The 19,051-nt window shown below is 75.2% G+C and carries 17 protein-coding genes; 5 read left to right on the top strand and 12 right to left on the bottom strand.

All coding sequences use genetic code 11. The features are described from left to right. Positions 1-69 precede the first annotated feature (69 nt). Positions 70-1,428 (top strand): GNAT family N-acetyltransferase, encoded by a 1,359-nt coding sequence (locus OHA99_RS31685; RefSeq protein ID WP_366473423.1) that lies wholly within the window; start codon positions 70-72, stop codon positions 1,426-1,428. Between the two features lie 86 nt (positions 1,429-1,514). On the opposite strand, the gene OHA99_RS31680 is transcribed toward OHA99_RS31685, so the two are convergent. Next, positions 1,515-2,738, bottom strand: coding sequence for a PLP-dependent aspartate aminotransferase family protein (locus OHA99_RS31680; protein WP_153180882.1), 1,224 nt, complete (start codon positions 2,736-2,738; stop codon positions 1,515-1,517). Positions 2,739-2,797: 59 nt separating this feature from the next. Here OHA99_RS31680 and OHA99_RS31675 point away from each other — a divergent pair, with 59 nt between their 5' ends. Further along, complete coding sequence (locus OHA99_RS31675) at positions 2,798-3,313, top strand: Lrp/AsnC family transcriptional regulator (protein ID WP_153180881.1); 516 nt, start codon at positions 2,798-2,800, stop codon at positions 3,311-3,313. A 78-nt stretch (positions 3,314-3,391) separates the two neighbouring features. Then, the gene (locus OHA99_RS31670; protein WP_153180880.1) at positions 3,392-5,080 is read left to right on the top strand and encodes a DUF885 domain-containing protein; all 1,689 of its coding nucleotides are present in this window, start codon (positions 3,392-3,394) and stop codon (positions 5,078-5,080) included. Between the two features lie 19 nt (positions 5,081-5,099). Here OHA99_RS31670 and OHA99_RS31665 read toward each other — a convergent pair whose 3' ends face one another. From OHA99_RS31665 to OHA99_RS31655, 3 genes are read right to left on the bottom strand one after another with little or no spacing between them, the layout of a single operon-like run. Continuing rightward, positions 5,100-5,945: an SDR family oxidoreductase gene (locus tag OHA99_RS31665; protein WP_153180879.1), complete on the bottom strand. Its 846-nt coding sequence runs from the start codon at positions 5,943-5,945 to the stop codon at positions 5,100-5,102. Between the two features lie 54 nt (positions 5,946-5,999). Next, positions 6,000-6,518: an immunity 21 family protein gene (locus OHA99_RS31660; protein WP_153180878.1), complete on the bottom strand. Its 519-nt coding sequence runs from the start codon at positions 6,516-6,518 to the stop codon at positions 6,000-6,002. A 21-nt stretch (positions 6,519-6,539) separates the two neighbouring features. Continuing rightward, a complete protein-coding gene (locus OHA99_RS31655) occupies positions 6,540-7,043 on the bottom strand; it encodes a rhodanese-like domain-containing protein (RefSeq protein ID WP_153182071.1) in 504 nt (167 codons plus the stop codon). A gap of 136 nt (positions 7,044-7,179) precedes the next feature. Between OHA99_RS31655 and OHA99_RS31650 the strand changes: the two genes are divergently transcribed. Continuing rightward, positions 7,180-7,626, top strand: a complete 447-nt coding sequence (locus OHA99_RS31650; RefSeq protein WP_153180877.1) for an Lrp/AsnC family transcriptional regulator — start codon at positions 7,180-7,182, stop codon at positions 7,624-7,626. 35 nt (positions 7,627-7,661) lie between these two features. Here OHA99_RS31650 and OHA99_RS31645 read toward each other — a convergent pair whose 3' ends face one another. The 4 genes from OHA99_RS31645 to OHA99_RS31630 form a co-directional block, all read right to left on the bottom strand. After that, positions 7,662-10,661 carry an AAA family ATPase gene (locus OHA99_RS31645; RefSeq protein ID WP_153180876.1) on the bottom strand — a complete coding sequence of 1,000 codons (3,000 nt, stop codon included), beginning with the start codon at positions 10,659-10,661 and terminating at the stop codon, positions 7,662-7,664. Then, the gene (locus tag OHA99_RS31640; RefSeq protein WP_153180875.1) at positions 10,658-11,821 is read right to left on the bottom strand and encodes an exonuclease SbcCD subunit D; all 1,164 of its coding nucleotides are present in this window, start codon (positions 11,819-11,821) and stop codon (positions 10,658-10,660) included. The genes OHA99_RS31645 and OHA99_RS31640 overlap by 4 nt, the downstream gene beginning before the upstream one ends. A gap of 105 nt (positions 11,822-11,926) precedes the next feature. Beyond that, entirely contained in the window at positions 11,927-12,553 is a 627-nt protein-coding gene (locus OHA99_RS31635) for a YigZ family protein (protein ID WP_153180874.1), read from the bottom strand. A gap of 74 nt (positions 12,554-12,627) precedes the next feature. Beyond that, positions 12,628-13,386, bottom strand: coding sequence for a hypothetical protein (locus OHA99_RS31630; RefSeq protein ID WP_366473426.1), 759 nt, complete (start codon positions 13,384-13,386; stop codon positions 12,628-12,630). A gap of 165 nt (positions 13,387-13,551) precedes the next feature. Between OHA99_RS31630 and OHA99_RS31625 the strand changes: the two genes are divergently transcribed. Next, complete coding sequence (locus OHA99_RS31625; protein WP_405698460.1) at positions 13,552-13,959, top strand: CoA-binding protein; 408 nt, start codon at positions 13,552-13,554, stop codon at positions 13,957-13,959. 29 nt (positions 13,960-13,988) lie between these two features. Here the strand turns inward: OHA99_RS31625 and OHA99_RS31620 are convergent, their stop codons facing one another. The 4 genes from OHA99_RS31620 to OHA99_RS31605 all read right to left on the bottom strand — a co-directional run bounded on the left by OHA99_RS31620 (position 13,989) and on the right by OHA99_RS31605 (position 19,048). Beyond that, positions 13,989-15,230, bottom strand: a complete 1,242-nt coding sequence (locus OHA99_RS31620; RefSeq protein WP_405698459.1) for a DUF2201 family putative metallopeptidase — start codon at positions 15,228-15,230, stop codon at positions 13,989-13,991. 338 nt (positions 15,231-15,568) lie between these two features. Beyond that, positions 15,569-16,813 (bottom strand): AAA family ATPase, encoded by a 1,245-nt coding sequence (locus tag OHA99_RS31615; RefSeq protein WP_405698458.1) that lies wholly within the window; start codon positions 16,811-16,813, stop codon positions 15,569-15,571. Positions 16,814-16,907: 94 nt separating this feature from the next. After that, positions 16,908-18,320, bottom strand: coding sequence for a hypothetical protein (locus OHA99_RS31610; RefSeq protein WP_405698457.1), 1,413 nt, complete (start codon positions 18,318-18,320; stop codon positions 16,908-16,910). A 170-nt stretch (positions 18,321-18,490) separates the two neighbouring features. Then, positions 18,491-19,048 carry a YbaK/EbsC family protein gene (locus OHA99_RS31605; RefSeq protein ID WP_153180869.1) on the bottom strand — a complete coding sequence of 186 codons (558 nt, stop codon included), beginning with the start codon at positions 19,046-19,048 and terminating at the stop codon, positions 18,491-18,493. Positions 19,049-19,051 lie beyond the last annotated feature (3 nt).

The raw sequence follows: 19,051 nt of genomic DNA, 5'->3' as shown, positions 1-19,051 counted from the left end.
ACCCGTCGGTCACAGTGCGTTCGTGATCACGCAACACCGTTCCTTCACAGTGGGTGCATGAGTCGAGACATGTCTGATGTGACGGACGCCGTGACCCATCTCGTCGAGCACGGTCCCGTGGTGCCCGTCATGGTGCTGGCCTCGCTGGCCGCGCTGATCGCCACGGCGGGCTTCCACACCCGGTGGTCACGCCGCCACGGGCAGGCGCCGCCCGCGGAGGATACCGGCGCCCGGCCGCCCACCGCCGGGCGGCCGGCCGGGACCGGGGCAAGTGGGGCCGGGGCCGGGGCAGGCACGACCGGGCCGACCGGGACCGGGCCGGGTGGGGAGAGCGCCCTGTGGCGGATGCGGACGACGGTGCGGGACGCGCCGGGATCGCTGGCCGTGCTGTGCGCGGCCCTGGCCGACCGGCGGATCGACATCCTGAGCCTTCAGACGCACCCGCTGGCCGACGGCACGGTGGACGAGTTCCTGCTCCGTGCCCCGGGTGAGCTGAGCGGCACCGAGCTGGCCGACGTGGTGACGGCGGCGGGCGGTGCCCGGACCTGGACCGAGCGGGCGGACGCCCACGACCTGGTGGACGCGCCGACCCGGGTGCTGGGCCTGGCCACCCGTACGGCCCTGGACGCCGCGGAGCTGCCGTTGGCACTGCGGCAGTTGCTGGGCAGGTGCACCATCAGGTCCCTGCCCGCGCGTGCGGGGGCGGGGGCGGAAGCCGCCGGCACCGTACCGCCGGAGGGCACGCTCGAGGACACGGTGTTGCGGCTGCGCGCCCCGGAGGGCGGGGTGATCAGCGTGGAGCGGCCCCAGTTGCCGTTCACCCCGGCGGAGTTCGCCCGGGCGCGGGCCCTGGTCGAGCTGGACGCCCGGCTCGGTCCGCGGGTCCCGCGCGGCAGGGACGTGCTGACGCTGCCCGAGGGGAGCGACATCACGGTCCGCCGGGCCGACACGCGGGACGTGGAGGCGGCGAAGGCGATGCACGAGCGCTGCTCGGCGCGGACGCTCGGGATGCGCTACCACGGCCCGGTCGGGGACGCCGGCCGGTATCTCAACCACCTGCTCAGCCCGCGCTTCGGCCGCACCCTCGCCGTGCAGACCGCCTCCGGGCGCGTCGTCGGGCTCGGTCATCTGCTGTGGGACGGGGACGAGACGGAGGTCGCGCTGCTCGTCGAGGACGCGTGGCAGCGCCGCGGCATCGGCGGCGAACTCCTCGGCCGGCTCGTGGCGATGGCGGCGGAGACGGGATGCGAGAGCGTGTACGCGGTCACGCAGGCGTCCAACACCGGCATGGTCGCCGCGATGCGCGGCCTGGGCCTCCCCCTCGACTACCAGATCGAGGAGGGGACCCTGGTCGTCACGGCCCGTCTGGAGCCGTCGGCCCGGTCCGCGGCACGCCTGCCTCAGGGAGAGCCGATCGGCCAGGAATGACCGGCAGGACCGGCAGGCCTGCGGGGCCTGCCAGGACTGCCAGCCCCGCAGGCAAGCGCACCGGCCGGCACCGGCGTGACGGGCGGTCACTCGGCCGGTGACAGCGCCTCCCGCAGCGGGATCGCCCCGGCCGTCCGCTCCCCCAGCGCCCGGTCCAGGTCGGCCCACAGGTCGTCGACGTCCTCGAGGCCGACCGACAGCCGCAGCAGCCGGTCGCCGACCCCAGCGTCCCGCCGGTCGTCCGCGTCCACGATGCGGTGGCTGATGGACGCCGGGTGCTGGATGAGCGTGTCGACGCTGCCGAGGCTCACGGCCGGGGTGATCAGCCGGACGCCGGCGATGACCTCGTGCGGGTCGCCGTGGACCTCGAAGGAGACCATCGCGCCGCCGATGCGCGGATAGTGGACGCGGGCGACCCGGGGGTCGGCGGCCAGCCGCCCGGCCAGCTCGGCGGCGTTGGCGGACGCGGCGCGTACCCGGACGGGCAGGGTGGACAGTCCCCGCAGCAGCAGATAGCCGGCCAGTGGGTGCAGCACTCCGCCGGTGGCGAAGCGGACCTGCCGCAGCCGCCCCGCGAACTCCTCGTCGCACGCGACCACTCCGGCCAGCACGTCCCCGTGCCCGCCGAGGTACTTGGTGGCGCTGTGCAGCACCAGCCGCGCACCGTGTTCGGCGGGACGCTGGAGCACGGGTGTGGCGAAGGTGTTGTCCACGAGCAGCGGCACCGATCCGCAGGCGTGGGCGACGGCGCGCAGGTCGACCTCGGCCAGGGTCGGGTTGGCCGGGGACTCCACGAGCACCAGGCCGGTGTCAGGTCGCAGCGCGTCCGCGACGCCGGCCGGGTCGGTCCAGGTGACCTCGGACCCGAGCAGCCCGGCGGTCAGCAGATGGTCGCTGCATCCGTACAGGGGCCGTACGGCGACGACGTGCCGCAGCCCCATCGAGCCGCGGACCAGCAGGACCGCGCTCAGCGCCGCCATGCCGCTGGCGAAGGCGACGGCGGCCTCGGTCCCCTCCAGCCGGGCCAGCGCCGTCTCGAAGCGGGCGACGGTCGGGTTGCCCAGGCGGCCGTAGACCGGCGGCCCGTCCGGCTCGGCGCCGGTGGTGGCGAACGCGTCGATGCGGGCGGCCTCGCCGCGGCTGTCGTACGACGGGTAGGTCGTGGACAGGTCGATGGGCGGGGCGTGCAGTCCCTGGCCGGCGAGGTCGTCGCGGCCGGCGTGCACGGCTTCGGTGGCCAGAGCCCTGCCCGTGGGTGCGGTGGTGCGTACGTCGTCGAACGGTGACGTGTGCGTGCGCGCTGAGTCCATGCCCGAAGAGTGAACACCGACCGGGCCTGCGCGACGATACTCCGTGCTACGTTCGGCTCATGGCCGATTCCGTCGCACTGGATCCGGTGGATCTTCATCTGCTGCGGTTGCTGCAGAACGACGCCCGGACCACCTACCGCGATCTCGCCGCCCAGGTAGGCGTCGCCCCGTCGACGTGTCTGGACCGGGTGGCCCGGCTGCGGCGGGCCGGGGTGATCCTCGGCCATCGGCTCGAACTGGACCCGGCGAGGATGGGGCGAGGTCTCCAGGCGCTGCTGCTGGTGCAGGTGCGCCCGCACCGGCGGGAGCTGGTCGGCCCGTTCGTGGAGCGGATCCGGGCGCTGCCCGAGTCGCGCACCGTCTTCCACCTCACCGGTCCGGACGACTACCTCGTGCATGTCGCGGTCGCGGACATGACGGACCTGCAACGGCTGGTCCTGGACGAGTTCACGTCCCAGCGGGAGGTGGCCCGGGTCGAGACCCGGTTGATCTTCCAGCAGTGGGAGTGCGGGCCCCTGCTGCCGCCTGCCGCGCCCGCGCCCGCCCCGGGGGCGGATCCCGGTACCACGCCCTGAGCGAAATCCGGCCGCCCGGGCCGTCGGGCCGGACCCGACGGGCTGACGCGGCACCGGTATCCGTATGAGGATGTCCGCATGTCAGAGACCAACAGCCCGCTGCCCCGCGAGGTCGCCGACGCCTACGTCGACGAACTCATCGCCCTCGACCCGGTCACCGGTACCTATCTCGGTGTCGCGGAGAGTTCCAGCCGCCTGCCCGACTTCTCACCCGCCGGGCAGGAGGCCCTCGCGGAACTGGCCCGCACCACCCTGGCCCGGCTGGACGAGGCGGAGCGCCGGCCGGGCGGGGACAGCGACGTGGAGCGGCGCTGCGCGCGGCTGCTGCGCGAGCGCCTCACGGCCGAACTCGCGGTCCACGAGGCCGACGAGGGCTTGCGCTCGGTCGGCAACATGGGCACCGCCGCCCATTCGGTGCGCGAGGTCTTCACCCTCACCCCGACCGGGACCGACGAGGACTGGGCCCGGGTCGCCGAGCGGCTGCGCGCGGTGCCGGCGGCGTTCGCGGGCTACCGCGCGTCCCTGTCGCTGGGCCTGGAGCGCGAGTTGTACGCGGCGCCGCGTCCGACCGCCACCTTCGTCGAGCAGCTCGGCGAGTGGGCGGACACGGGCGAGGGGCGTGGCTGGTTCGAGGACTTCGCCGCCGACGGCCCCGAGTCGCTGCGGGCCGAGCTGGACGAGGCCGCCCGGGGTGCGACCGCCGCCGTGGCGGAGTTGCGGGACTGGATGCGCGACGTGTACGCCCCGGCGATCGAGGGCGCCCCGAACACCGTGGGCCGCGAGCGCTACGCCCGCTGGTCGCGCTACTACAACGGCACGGACCTGGACCTGGACGAGGCGTACGCCTACGGCTGGGCCGAGTACCACCGTCTGCTGGCGGAGATGAAGGCGGAGGCCGAGAAGATCCTGCCGGGCGCCGAGACGCCGTGGGTGGCGCTGGCGCACCTGGACGAGCACGGCAGGCACATCGAGGGCGTCGACGAGGTCCGGGACTGGTTGCAGGGCCTGATGGACCAGGCGATCGAGCAGTTGGACGGCACCCACTTCGAACTCGCCGAGCGGGTACGGAGGGTGGAGTCGCGCATCGCCCCGCCCGGCAGCGCGGCCGCGCCGTACTACACGTCTCCGTCGGAGGACTTCTCCCGCCCCGGCCGCACCTGGCTGCCGACGATGGGCCAGACCCGCTTCCCCGTGTACGACCTGGTGTCGACCTGGTACCACGAGGGCGTCCCGGGCCACCACCTCCAGCTCGCGCAGTGGACGCACGTCGCGGACGACCTGTCCCGCTACCAGGCGTCCGTGGGCATGGTCAGCGCCAACGCCGAGGGCTGGGCGCTGTACGCGGAGCGGCTGATGGACGAGCTGGGCTTCCTCACGGACGCCGAGCAGCGGCTCGGTTACCTGGACGCGCAGATGATGCGGGCGGCCCGGGTCATCGTGGACATCGGCATGCACCTGGAGCTGGAGATCCCGGCGGACTCCCCCTTCCACCCGGGTGAGCGCTGGACGCCGAAGCTGGCGCAGGAGTTCTTCGGCGCGCACAGCAGCCGCCCGGCGGACTTCGTGGAGAGCGAGCTGACCCGGTACCTGACGATCCCGGGCCAGGCGATCGGCTACAAGCTCGGTGAGCGGGCGTGGCTGCTCGGCCGGGAGAAGGCCCGCGAGCGGCACGGCGACGCCTTCGACCCGAAGGCGTGGCACATGGCGGCCCTCTCCCAGGGCTCGCTGGGCCTGGACGACCTGGTGGACGAGCTGTCGCGGCTGTGACGTCCGCCCGCCTCGCCGCTCACCGTCGGAAACCGCCCTCCGAGTCGACGACCTGACCGGTGACCCACTCCGCCTCGTCCGTGGCCAGCCACGCGACGAGGCGGGCGGGGTCGTCGGGCATGCCCCACCGACCGGCGGGGAAGAGCGCGGCGATCGCGTCGTAGTCCTCGCCGGTCAGGTAGTCGGTGTCGACCGGGCCGGGGTTGACCGCGTTCACGGTGACGGCGTGTTCGGCGAGGGCCGTCGACAGGGAGCGCGTGACGGAGGCGAGTGCGCCCTTCTGGAGCGCGTAGGCGATCTCGCCGGGCATGCCGCCCGCGATGTCCTGGCCGGAGGTCATCATCACGACGCGTCCGCCGGGTGTGCGGGGCGGCAGCGCGGCACGGCGACGGGCGTAGGCCTGGATCAGCAGCAGCACCGAGCGGGTGTCGACCTGCCAGTGCGCGTCGAGCATGGCGGCGTCGATGGTGTCGAGGGTGCCGTCGGACCCGCTGAGGGCGTGGTTGGCGACGAGGATGTCCAGCCGGCCGCCGAGCGCTTCGGCGGCGGTGGCGACGAGTTCGCCGGGTGCGTCGGGGCGGGTGAGGTCGCCGGGGCCCGCGTGCACGACGGCGTCCGGGTCGCCGAGCGCGGCACGTACGGAGTCGGCCACGTCCTCGGGGCGGTCGGCACCCCAGGGCATGGCGGCGTCGTGCGGCACGTGGTGGTGCAGGTAGACGCTCGCTCCGTACGCGGCGAGCCGCCGGGCCACGGCGTGGCCGATGCCGCCGCGCCGGCTGGCTCCGGTGACGAGGGCGGTCCGGCCCCGCAGGGGCAGGGGATCGCGGCGCAGTTCTTCGGGTGCCGGATGGGGAAGTCGGGGCATGGGCACCCATCATGGGTGGGCCGCGACCGCCGCGCACGCCAATATCGTCCCCGGCTACCGGTCGGCGAGCCGCCGCAGGTGTACGAGGCTCAGCCAGGTCTCCGGCCCGGGGCGCACCTCCGTCGCGCGCACCGCGTACCGGCCGGGGTCCAGCGTGACCCGCACTCGGCCGGCGCGGTCGGAGGCGGTGCCGGGCCAGGCGGCGTCGAAGAGGACCACGGGGCCGGGGACGTGCCAGGACACCTCGGGCTCCCACTCGGCCGCGTCGAGGGCGGCGGGGACACCGGCCAGCACCTCCTGCTCTGAGTCCGCGGCGCACCAGCGGACGAAGGTGGCGTGGTCGGGGAGGTAGGCGGTGGCGGCGGGTTCGTCGCCGAGCACCAGGGCGGTGGAGTCTCCGACGGGAAGGAGTCCGACGTAGCCGTCGACCTCGCAGGCCCGGTCGTAGTCGGAGTCCGTCTCCTCGCCGTCGGCGCCGGTCCAGAACGGCAGGACCGTCTCCGGGACCGCGATCAGCGGCCCTCCGCCCGACTCGACCCACTCCACCGCGTCCGGTTCCGCGTATCGCACCATGCGGCAGAACCTACACGCCGCTCAGCAGCCGCAGTCGGCCGCGTCCACCGGAACGGTCAGGGGGTCGGCGGCGGGCCGCTCGGTGCCCTGCCGGGTCTCGAACTCGAAGCCCTCGCGCACCCAGTACTCGAAGCCGCCGAGCATCTCCTTGACCCGGTAACCGAGTTCGGCGAGGGCGAGGGAGGCACGCGTCGCGCCGTTGCAGGCGGGGCCCCAGCAGTACGTCACCACCGGCACGGCGGGGTCGAGGAGTTCTCCGGCCCGCTCGGCGACGAGCGCGGTGGGCAGGTGGACGGCGCCGGGGACGTGGCCCTGGTCCCAGGACTCGGTGGACCGGCAGTCGACGAGCACGAACCCCGGGTCGCCCCCGGTCGCGAGTGCGGCGGCGACGTCGGAGACGTCGGTGTGGAAGGCGAGGCTCGCCCGGAAGTACGCGGCGGCCTCGGCGGGCGGAGCGGGTGCTGTGCGCAGAACGGGATTGACGTGACCGGCGGCGGTGGCGGTGCCTGTGGTGGTGACGCTCATGGTGGTGACGCTCATGGTGGGGCCTCTCCTCGGTGGATCCTCCGACCAGAAATCTATGCACCACGGCGTGCGGCCTGAAGGGCGTTTCCCCGGTCTGCGCCTTGTTCCGCCAGGGAATCCGTGCTAGTTCTGCCGGATGACCGAGTATTCCCCGGACGACACCGACTGGCGCATCCTCGATGCGCTCCAGCGGGACGGGCGGGCCAGTTTCGCCGAACTGGCGCGTGCCGTCTCGATGTCCGCGAGCGCGGTGACGGAGCGCGTGCGGCGGCTGGAGGAGGCCGGGATCATCCAGGGGTACGCGGCGGTCGTCGACCCCGAGCGGCTGGGGCTGCCGATCCTGGCGTTCGTGCGGCTGCGCTATCCGGTCGCCAACTACAAGCCGTTCCACGACCTGGTCGCGGTCACGCCGGAGATCCTGGAGGCGCACCACGTCACGGGCGACGACTGCTTCGTCATCAAGGTCGCGGCCCGTTCGATGCGGCACCTGGAGGAGGTGTCCGGCCGGATCAGCGCCCTGGGTTCGGTCACCACGAGCGTCGTCTACTCCTCACCGCTCCCCCGCCGCCCCCTGGGCCGCTGACCCACGCGCGCCGGCGGGGAGGGCGTGCTCGGCCCTCAGCCGGCGCCCCGCTGCCGCAGTACCGACCCGGACCGCCCCTTCACGACCTCGAGTTGGGCGTGTATGCGGCGCCGCAGGTCGGCGACGTGGCTGACGATGCCGACGCTGCGGTCCCGCTCGCGCAGCGCGTCGAGGACGTCGAGGACCTCGTCGAGGGTCTGGTCGTCGAGGCTGCCGAAGCCCTCGTCGATGAAGAGGGTGTCCAGGCGGACGCCGCCCGCCTCGTCGGTGACGACGTCGGCGAGGCCGAGCGCGAGGGCGAGCGAGGCGAAGAACGTCTCGCCGCCGGACAGCGTGGCGGTGTCACGCTCGCGGCCGGTCCAGGCGTCGACGACGTGCAGGCCGAGGCCGCTGCGGCCGCGCCCGGTGCGGTCGTCGGAGTGGACGAGGGTGTAGCGGCCGGAGGACATGCGCAGCAGCCGGGCGGTGGCCGCGGCGGCGACCTGCTCGAGCCGGGCGGCCAGGACGTACGACTCCAGGCGCATCCGGCGTTCGTTGTCCGCCGAGGTGCCCGCGGCGAGGGAGGCGAGGCGGGCGACCCGGGTGTGCTCCTCGCGCAGCGGGGCGAGCCCCCGTACGGAGGTGGTGGCCCGCGCGGACAGCCGGTCCAGCTCGGCGCAGCACCGGGCGGCGGCATCCCGGGACGAGGACGCCTCGCGCAGGCGGCGGCCCGCGTCGACGGCTGCCCGTTCCGCAGCGGCGAGGTCGGCGGGCGGCCGCCGGGCGGCGTCGGCGGTGTCGGCCTCGGCGAGGACCGCGCGGACGGCGGTGTCCTCCGACTGCCAGGCGTCGAGCCGCCGTTGCAACTCGCGGTGGGCGGTGTCGTCGAGCAGGGCGGCGGCCGCGTCCCCGGGGGTGTCGAAACCGGCCCGGAAGGCGGCGTCGGCGAGCCTGGCGTCGGCGTCCTTGAGCCGCTGGGCGGTGTCCTCGGCGACGCGGGCGGTGTCGGCCGCCTCCGTGAGCAGCGCGGCCTGTCGCTCCAGCTGGGCCGCCCGCGCCGCCACGCTCTCGGCAACGCCGCGGGCCCGCGTCAACTCCTCCTCCAGGACGGCCTGTTCCCGCTCCAGCCGCTCGCGCCCCGCGACCCGGGAGGCGGACCGGACCGCGGCCTGCTGCTGAGCGGCGACGCGTTCCTCGCGCTCGCGCTCGGCGCCCCGCAGTTCCTCCTGCGCGGCATGCAGCCCGGAGGCGGCTGCCCGGGCCCGCGTGTACTCCCGCTCGACCTCCCCGGCCTCCTCGGCCAGCCGGGCCGTGGGCGCGTCACCGGCCTCCGCCGCGGCGGCGGCGAGCGCCTCCCGTACGGCGCCCAGCTGCCGTTCGGCATCCGCTCGCCGTTCGTCGGCCGCCTGGTAGGCGGCGAGGGCGCGCTCCTCCGCCTCGCGGTCGACGTGGCCGGCGCTCTTGCGTGCGGGGGCGGGGTGTTCGGTGGCGCCGCACACCCCGCAGGGCGCGCCGTCGGTGAGGTTGGCGGCGAGTTCGGCGGCGATGCCCCGCAGGCGCTGTTCCTTGAGGTCGAGCCAGTGGGCGCGGGCCTCGACGGCGTGTTCGGCCGAGGCGAGCGCCTGCCGCCGTGCCTCCTCCGTGTCGTCGGTGAGCCGGTCCCGTTGCCGGGCGGCGTCGAGCCGCCGCCGTGCCGGGTCGCGCTGTACGGCGAGCTGTTCGGCGCGGGTCGCGGCCTCCTGCGCGGAGTCGACGCGGCCCTGGAGCCCGGCGCGGGTGGTCTCCCAGTCGGCGAGCCAGGTCTCCGCCTCCTGCCGCACGTCGTCGTCGGCGCGTTCCTGGCGGTCGAGGCCGGCCCGCTCCTCGACCAGTTCGGTGAGGCGTCGTTCGGCGCGCCGGGCCGACTCGAGGCCACCCAGTTCTTCCGCGGCCCGGCGTGCGGCGGCGGCGAGCCCGGTCGCACCCGCGCCGGCGAGCGCCTGCGGCAGCAGGGCACGCGCGCGTGCTTCCGCGGCGGTCGCCCTCAGGTGTTCCGTGTCGGTGGCCTCCCGCAGTTCCAGCGCGGGTGCCACCGCCCCGGCCTTGCGGCCGCGCTCCATGCGCTCCTGCGCGGCGCGGTGGGCGCCGGCCCGCTCCGCCAGCCGGGCGGCACGCTCCCGTGCCTCGGCGAACCGGCGTTGCAGCCGGTCGAGTTCGCGGGTGCCGGCCAGGTCCCGTTCGGCTGCGGCCTGCGCGGACTCGGTGGCCGTGAGCCGGCAGTCGGCGACCGCCAGCAGCTCCCGGGCGGTGGCCCGGGCGACGGCGGCGGCACGGAGGACCGCCTCGGCCAGGCCCGGCTCGCCCGGCGCCAGCTCGGGCAGTTCCATGGCGCTGCCCGCGGCCTGCTGCATCCGGTGCGCGTCGGCCAGCAGCGCGGCGTCCCCTTCGCGCACCCGGGCCTCGGTCGCCCGACGCCGTTCCGCGAGGTGCTTCTCGACCTCGGCGAACCGCCGGGTGTCGAAGAGCCGCCCGAGCAGCTTGCCGCGTGCCTCCGCGTCGGCGCGCAGGAAGCGCGCGAAGTCGCCCTGCGGCAGCAGCACGACCTGGCAGAACTGCTCGCGGCTCATGCCGAGCAGCTGCGTGACCTCCTCGCCGATCTCCTGGTGGGACCGGCTGAGGTCCCGCCACGTTCCGGCCGTGGCGTCGTACTCGCGGAGCCAGGTCTGCGCCTTGTCGACGGTCGTGCCCTTGCCGCGGAGCTTGGGGCGTTCCCAGGGCGGCTGCCGGGTGACCTCGAGCCGGCGTCCCGCGACGGTCAGTTCGAGGCGCACCTCGGTGCGGGTGCCGGCGGCCGCGTGGTCGCTGCGCAGCGTCATGCCCTGGCCGCTGCCGCCCTGCCTGGCTCCCGGCACCGAGCCGTACAGCGCGTAGCAGACGGCGTCGAGGACGGAGGTCTTGCCGGCGCCGGTGGGGCCGTGCAGCAGGAACAGCCCGGCGGCCGAGAGGTCGTCGAAGTCGACGCTCTGCGAGGCGCCGAAGGGCCCGAAGGCGGTGATGTCCAGCCGGTGCAGCCTCACCGGGCCACCTCCCGCACGCTCTCGTCCGCGCGCACGGCGTCGAAGGCGTCTCGCAGCACGCCCTGTTCGTGGTCGTCCGGCCCGGCGCCGCGCACATGGGTCACGAAGTCCTCCGCGATCTGCTGGTCGCTGCGGTCGGCGAGGCGCCGGGCGTAGGACACGCCGGGCTCGTCGGGGGCCCGCTCGGGGTCGAAGACGAGGCTGAGCGTGTGCGGGAACCGCTCCGTGAGCCGGGCCATGGGCTCGTCGGGGCGGACCGGGTCGGTGAGGGTCGCCTCGACCCACGCGTCCTCGTGCGGGCTCAGCTCCGGGTCGGCGAGCAGGTCCTCCAGCGTGCCGCGCAGCCGGGCCAGTGCGCGCGGCACCGGACAGTCGATCCGCTCGGCGGCGACCGACCCGTCGGCCCCCAGATCGACGAGCCACATGCTCTTGCGGTGCCGGTGCTCCGAGAAGGAGTACGGCAGCGGGGAGCCGGAGTAGCGGACGCGCTCGGTGAGGGTCTGGCAGCCGTGCAGGTGCCCCAGCGCCACGTAGTCCACGCCGTCGAACACACCGGAGGGCACGGCGGCGACCCCGCCGACGGTGATGTCCCGCTCACTGTCGCTCTGCTCGCCGCCGGTGACGAAGGCGTGCGCGAGGACGACGGACCGGGTACCCGGCGCACGCGCGGCGAGGTCGGCGCGCACCCGGTCCATGGCGGCGGCGAGCACGGCCTCGTGCCCCGCCCTGTCGACGCCGAACTCGGTCTTCACGAGCGCCGGTTCGAGATACGGCAGCCCGTAGAAGGCCACGTCCCCGTGGGCGTCGGCCAGCACCACGGGGGTGCCGCAGCCCGCCGGGTCGGTGCGCAGGTGGATGCCGGCCCGGTCGATGAGCCCGGCACCGACCCCGAGCCGGCGGGCCGAGTCGTGGTTGCCGGAGATCATCACCGTCGGCACACCGAGGTCGGCGAGGCGGTGCAGGGCGTCGTCGAACAGCTCGACGGCGGCGAGCGGCGGCACCGCCCGGTCGTACACGTCCCCCGACACGACCACGGCGTCGACGGCGTGCTCCCGCACGGTCTCGACGAGGTGGCCGACGAACCCGGCCTGGGCGCCGAGCATGTTCACCCGGTGGAACGCCCGGCCGAGGTGCCAGTCGGAAGTGTGCAGCAGTCGCATGATCCCCGAGACTAACGGGAGGGTCCGACAGCCCGGGCGGTAACTCCCGTTTCGCCCCGCCCACGGCGCCACCAAAGACCGTTACATCCCTGTTGTCCGCCTTGTCTAGGCGTCCCCGTACGCCTCTCCGCCCAGTTCGAAGCCGGCCGCTCCCGCGGTGGCGTCCGCGAGCCAGGAGCGGAAGGTGTCCACGTCGGCCTCCGGCAGGCCGACCTCGATGGTGACGGCCTCCCCGTACCGCACGTCGCGCACCGCGCGGCCCGCGGTGCGCAGGTCGTTCTGGAGCTTGCCGGCCCGCTGGTGGTCGACGGTCACCGTGGCCAGGCGGAACCGGCGGCGGGTGAGGGTGCCGAGGTCGTCCAGGGCTTCGCCGACCGCGCCGCCGTAGGCGCGGATGAGTCCGCCCGCGCCGAGTTTGACGCCGCCGTAGTAGCGGGTGACGACGGCGACGACGTACCGCATGTCGCGGCGCAGCAGCATCTGGAGCATCGGGACGCCCGCGGTGCCGCCCGGTTCGCCGTCGTCGCTCGCCTTCTGGACCCCGGCGTCGGCGCCGATGACGTACGCCCAGCAGTTGTGGGTGGCGTCCGCGTGCTCCTTGCGCACGCCGGCGACGAACGCCTGGGCGTCCTGTTCGGTGGCGGCCGGGGCGAGGGCGCAGAGGAAGCGCGAGCGGTTGATCTCGGTTTCGTGCACGCCCGCGCGGGCGACCGTTCGGTACTCGTCCTGCATCCGGCCACCCTATGCGCTCGGCGTGCCGCGCCCTCCGGCCCCGGTCGCTGCGGACGGGGGCGGGCCGCGGCCGGTCAGTACACGGTGCCGACGTCCCGGGTGAGATGGAGGCCGAGGAACCGGTCGGCGTACGCGCAGATCTCGAACCGGGCTCCGTCCGCGAGGTCCGGGTCGGTCTCCACCCGGCGCAGGACGCGCAGCACCCCGGGGGCGTCCAGGTCGTCCTCCCAGGCGGCCCGGAGCCGGTCGCGCACCTCGCCGGGGACCGGACGTGAGGGGTGCCGGGCCCAGTCGGCGACCGCCCGGCGCCACCGGGCGAGGGTGTCCCGGGCCTCGTCCAGCGTGGCCGTGTCGAGCTCCACGCGCGCGTGGTGGTGCCGTTCCAGCAGGGCGAGGCGCACGGCGTCGGAGTCTGCGAGGCCGGCGAGGCCGAGGCCGGCCGGGTGCACGGGGGCGACGGCGACGGCCACCGCGTCCGGGACCGCCTCACCGCTGCCGCTCCCGTCCCCGCTCCCCTTCCCGCTCACGCGCTCACCCACGACGCGGACGCCCTGTCCGGTGCCCGCTCCGTGGCCCGCTCCGTCCTCGAAGGGCCGGATGCCGAGGGCGGCGGCGTCCTTGCGCAGCCGTTCCCCCGCTTCCGCGCCCGTGAGCACGGCCCACACCGGGGTGCCGTCGAGTTCCAGGACGCGCACCAGCAGGTCCGCGACGAGCATGACGCGCAGGGCGGTGGCGTCCCGCCCCGGCGGGTGCGCCTCGACCCGCGTCGGGGCCCGCCGGGCGGGGGCGGCGGGGGCGGATTCTCCGGTTCGGGCGTCGATGATGCGCAGCACGGGGCGAGCGTAGGCGGTGTGACTCGACGACGCACCGGGGCGCGCTCGGGGCACCGCTCCCGCCGCCCCGGGAATCCCGGCACGCCGCCGTCCGTTGTCCCGAGCGGGTGGCGCGATCCGCGGGCCGCCCCGAGAGCACGAGCCGAGAGCACGAGGAGGCCGCCGGTGTACGGCGACGAGGAGACCATCCGCAAGATCCTCACCGAGTCGGGCGACACCTGGGCCGTGGTGGGCCTGTCGAACAACCGGCAGCGCGCCGCCTACGGCGTCGCCGAGGTGCTGCAGCGCTTCGGCAAGCGCGTCGTGCCGGTGCATCCCAAGGCCGAGACGGTGCACGGCGAGCAGGGGTACGCCTCCCTCGCGGAGGTCCCGTTCGACGTGGACGTCGTCGACGTCTTCGTCAACAGCGACCTGGCCGGCCCGGTCGCCGACGAGGCGGTCGCCAAGGGCGCCGAGGCGGTCTGGTTCCAACTCGGCGTGGTCGACGACGCGGCGTACGAACGGACCCGGGCCGCGGGCCTGGAGATGGTGATGGACCGCTGCCCGGCGATCGAGATCCCGCGGCTCGGCTGATCCCGCGGCTCGGCTGACCGCGCCGGGGCTCAGCCGCCGGCGCCCGCACCGGACTCGATGACCACCACACGGGCCCAGTCGGGCGGTGTGTCGGGAACGTAGTCGGGGTCGTCCTCGTCGTAGGAGCGGCTCCGCTCCCGGGGGAACAGGCCCACCACCGTCCGGCACGCGGGCCGGACGGCCGGCCAGGGGGTCTGCCCGTCGGTCAGCACCACCACGGCGTCCGGCGCGGGACGCGAACGGAGCGCCTTCGCGAAGCCGGCGCGCAGGTCCGTTCCGCCGCCGCCCACCAGCGGGATGCCCTCGGCCCGGCACAGGGAGTGCGTGACCCGGGCCGCCGCGTCGCACGGCACCACGCTGACCAGGTCGCGTCGGCCGCCGACGGCGCGGGCGATCGCGGCGACCTCCAGGAGCGCGCTGCCCAGTTCGGCGTCGCTGACCGATCCGGAGGTGTCGACGACCACGGCGACCCGGGGCGGTCTGCGGCGCAGGCTGGGCAGCACCACGCCGGGAGTTCCGGCCGAGCGGCGCGACGGCCTTCCGTATGTGTAGTCCTCGCCCGCGCCGCCCGCGGAGGTCGCCGAGCGGACCGCCGCCCCCAGCAACTCGCGCCAGGGCTGCGGCGGATGGAACACCTGCTCCGCCCAGCGCCGCCAGCTCTTCGGCGCGTTTCCGGGGCGGGCGCTGATGCCCCGTGCCACCCGGAAGCGCACCGCGTCGCGCTCCTGTTCGCTGAGTCCGTCCGCGCCGTCGGGACCGAGGTCCCACTCCCGGTCGAGGCCGTCGGCACCGCTGCCGCAGTCCAGCCAGGCCAGGCTCTCGGTGAGCCGCCCGAGCCGGAACTGGCGCAGGTAGTCCTCCATGAGCTGCCCCTCGGGCAGTCGCAGGAACTCCGGGTCGACCGCTCCCTCGGGGCGGACCAGTCCGTCGCCGAACACGTCGTCGTTGATCTCACAGTCCGCGGCGATGTTCATCCGCAGCCGTTCCGCCGGGCCGGTCAGCCCGCGCTCGCGGGCCACCCGGTCGCTGCGGCCGTGGTGGTCGCGGAGCAGGTGCGAGACCTCGTGCACCCAGACGCCGGCCAGTTCCTCCACGGACGTACGGTCCACGAAACCGGGCGAGACGTAGCACCGCCAGTGCCGGTCGACGGCCATCGTCGGCACCCCGCGCGACGGGACGACGTGCAGGGCGAACAGCGCCGTCGCCAGGTAGGGCCGGGCCCGGGCGGCCTGCAACCGGGCGGCGAAAAGCTTGTCGAGGTCGATCCTCACCCGGCCCGCCCCGGCCGTCTCCGCGCCGGACGCCTCCGCGCCGGTCGTCTCCGCGCCGGACGCTATCCCGCCCGAAGCGGTCCCCCTCGGCGCCGCCGGGACCGGTGCCGAGGGACCGGATCGGGGCACTGCGGACCGAACGGCGCTCGCCCCGCCACCGTCCGCCGTGCCCCCGTCCGCCGTGCCCCCGTCCGGCCTGCCCCCGTCCGGCCTGCCCCCGTCCGGCCTGCCCCCGCACGGCCTGCCCCCGTCCCGCGCGCCGACGCCCGCTCCGGGCGAGGTGGACGCACCGCCGTCCCCTCCGGTCGGGCACTCCGGCGCCTTCGGCTTCATCGGCTTCATCGGCCCGCCTTCGCGGTGCCCGCGATGCGTGCCGCCGCTCGGTCTGCCGCTCGGTCCGCGCGTCGGGACAGGGACATGGCCCCGGCCAGCCGGTCGATCGAGGCGGGCACGTCCCAGCCCTGTTGCCGCAGCGTGGCGAGTGTCGTCGCCGGGACGACCACGACGTCCGGGGTGCCGGTCTCCATCGCCCGGGCCAGCAGCGCCCACGCCGCGTCCCACCGGGACCTGTCCGGCCGCTTGCGTACGGCGGCCACCACGCCGTCCAGCACGGCCTGGCGCAGATCCCCCCGTTCGGGCAGCACCGCGCCCGCCGGGTCGGCGAGCAGTGTCTCGGGGTCCGGGAGATCCATCCGGTCCAGGCCCGCCATCAATTCGAGCCCGGGACCGTCCCCGACGGTCCCCCGCACCAGCAGGGAGAGCACCTCCCTGGACGAGCCGGCCGCGGTCGCGAAGGCGATCAGGCACAGGGTCATCTCCCAGCTCCGCGGAGACGGCCAGGCGCCGCCCCGGCGTGTCTCGCCGCCGGGCAGCCGGTGTACGAGCCCGGGTCGGGCGGTGAGGAACTCGCACACCGCCCGGCGCGCGTACCGCACCGCCTCCTCCAGCGCTGCCGGGTCGAGGCTCGGCAGTGTCGCCCGGGGCCAGGTTCCGCCGAGGCCCCGTACGACGACGTCCTGGTCGTGGGTCCACTGGAGATGGACGAACCGGTCGGCCAGGGGCGGGCTCAGCTCCCAGCCGTCGGCCGCCGAGGACCGCGGGTTGGCGGCGGCCACGATCCTGACGCCGGGCGGCAGACGCAGCGCGCCGACCCGCCGTTCGAGGACGAGACGCAGGAGTGCCGCCTGCACCGCGGGCGGGGCGGTGGACAGTTCGTCGAGGAACAGCAGGCCCCGGCCCGCCCGCACCAGGCGCACGGCCCAGTCCGGCGGTGCCATCGGAACACCCTGTTCGGCCGGGTCGTCGCCGACGACGGGCAGCCCGGAGAAGTCGGACGGTTCGTGCACGCTGGCGATCACCGTGGTCAGCGGGAGGTCCAGGGCGGTGGCGAGCTGGGTGAGGGCCGCGGTCTTGCCGATCCCGGGTTCTCCCCACAGCAGCACGGGGAGGTCGGCGGCCACGGCCAGGGTGAGGGCCTCCAGCTGGGTGTCGGGCCGCGGTTCGGTGGTCGTGTCGCGCAGCAGGGTCAGCAGTTCACCGGCCACGTCGAGCTGGGAGGGCATGGCGGGGGCAGATGTCATCATTTGTCATCACCTGAGGGTCAGTCGTGGGCGGGATGCCGCGCCGGGTGGGGAGTTCGGCCCGGGGGCCTCGGTGGGGGGCCGTAATCCCCCGGGGTCAGTCGAAGGTCGCGTGGCGCGGGCGTGAGCGGCCCTCGCGCGGCCGGTGCCGGTCCGGGCGGACGTGCCTCGCCGGGGGCTCGTCGAGGCCCGCGCGGAACATGCCGTGGGCGATCCGCCGTCGCGCGGCGGCCTCCAGGTCGTCCCGCAGGGCGCCGTCACGCAGGCGTGCTGCGGGACCCAGCAGGCTCTCGACGACGGCGAGGGCACCGGCGGTGTCCCCGTGGTTGAGGCGTTCGCGGATGTCGGGCAGGCACTCCGGGCGCCGGTGTGCCTCGTCGATGGCCTGGAAGCAGGGCAGCGGCGTGCCGGTCAGCGCCGCGAGCAGTTCCTCGCGGCGGGTCTCGGCCGGATCGTGGTCCAGGGCCGCGAGGGCTCCGTCGACGAGGCCGATCCGGTGCCGGGCTCCGCGGCAGTCGACGATCCGCGGGCCCGTCGCCGGGTCCCAGGACCGTGGCGGGGCGGCCGGCACATGGCGCCGGTCCGGTGCCAGTGCCGTGGCGACCAGCGGATGCAGTCGGTCCGCCCCGATCGCTCCGGCGCGGACCAGTTCCAGGTCGGGCAGCATCCAGGTGGCCGCGTCGGGGAGCATCGGCAGCCCGGACGAGGTGCCGCCGGGGGGCAGTGCGGCGATCCGCGGCGGCGCCGGCGGATCCCCCTCGCCCGGGTCAGTTTCCAGGGCGATCCGCTGTCCGGCTCCGATCCGTACGACGACCGTCGTGGGCCCGGTGTCCTCGGCCCGGAGCAGGATCCGCGCCTCGGCCGCCCACCGGCCGACGGCACAGCGCCGCCCCGGCGGCACCGTCCCCGGCGGTTCCGGGAAGCCGGGCGGGGGGTCGGCGGGCGGTGGCAGGTCGGCGCCCGAGCGGACGCGCAGTTCAGGGGTTCTGCGCGCGTCCCACAGGTGACGGTGCAGGTCGAGCCGGAAGCGTCGGCTGGGCCGGGGATGCGGGTGCCGTGCGGTGCCGGTGTCCGGGCCCGAGCCGTCCCACAGGGCGAGGCTGATGCGCTGACCGCCGTCCGCCCAGGCGGGCGGGGTACGGACGACGAGGTGCACCGGACGTACGCCGTCGCGGGCCTCGGTGTCGTACCGGGCCAGGGTGAGGGTGAGGCCCGGGCGGAGCAGGCCGTCCGGGGCGATCCTCGGCATGTGCCAGCGCAGCAGGTCGGGAGCGAGGTGCCGCAGGTCGGTCCGGAGCCGGGAGGCGAGCGCGTGGCCGTGGGCGCGGGCCGCGGAACGCAGGTCGAGGTCGACGTCGACGGCCGCGGCGGCGCACGCGCCCGCCCAGTCCCCGGCACGGCGGCGGGAGGTCGCGGTCTCGATCATGGAGGGCGGCACGGCGAACTCGCGCACGCGCCGCCAGAAGGAAAGGCGGGAGTCGGAGTACCCGTTCACGAGGTGAGTGGCCATCAGCACTCACCTTGCGTGGACGGGTCCCCCAATCTGCCGAGTGGAGGAGTAGTCATCGCGGGGAGCATAGCTTCGCCGACCGGGACCCGCCAGGAGTCTTCCCGTGGCGAGTGCCGCCGCGACCGTTCCCGGGGACCGAGGCGCCGTCGCCATGATGTCCGCGTGGCGGCTCAGGCGACGCCGAGTCCTTCCAGCACCTCGGCGCCGGGCAGCTCCGCGAACGCCTTGCCCGGCACGAGCAGCTTGCCGCGCCGGCGTCCGCTGCCGACGAGGACGTACGGCAGGTCGACGACGGCCGAGTCCACCAGCACGGGCCAGTCGCCGGGCAGGCCGACCGGCGTGATGCCGCCGTACTCCATGGCGGTCTCGCCGGTCGCGGTGTCCATCGGGGCGAAGGACGCCTTGCGCGCCCCGAGGTGCCGGCGCACGACGCCGTTGACGTCGACCCGGGTGGTGGAGAGCACCACGCAGGCGGCCAGTGTCGTGCCGCCGCCGCGCTTGCCGGTGACCACGACGCAGTTGGCGGACCGTTCGAGCAGCTCACGGCCGTAGTGCTCGACGAAGGTGGCGGTGTCGGCCCATTCCGGTTCGGTGTCGACGTAGAGGATCCGGTCGGCGGGGACGCTGCCGCTCCACAGGCGTACGGCGTCGGCGACCGGGCGGGTCAGTTCGTCGAGGCAGTCCGGGGCGGGCGTGGCCCTGTCGAAGTTCCCGATGGGTGCGTGCATGGC

The sequence above is a fragment of the Streptomyces coelicoflavus genome (genome assembly GCF_045041415.1).
Taxonomy (GTDB): Bacteria; Actinomycetota; Actinomycetes; order Streptomycetales; family Streptomycetaceae; genus Streptomyces; species Streptomyces coelicoflavus.
The sequence above is the reverse complement of the archived record's forward strand: the minus strand, read 5'-3'. Positions and strand labels throughout refer to the sequence as shown.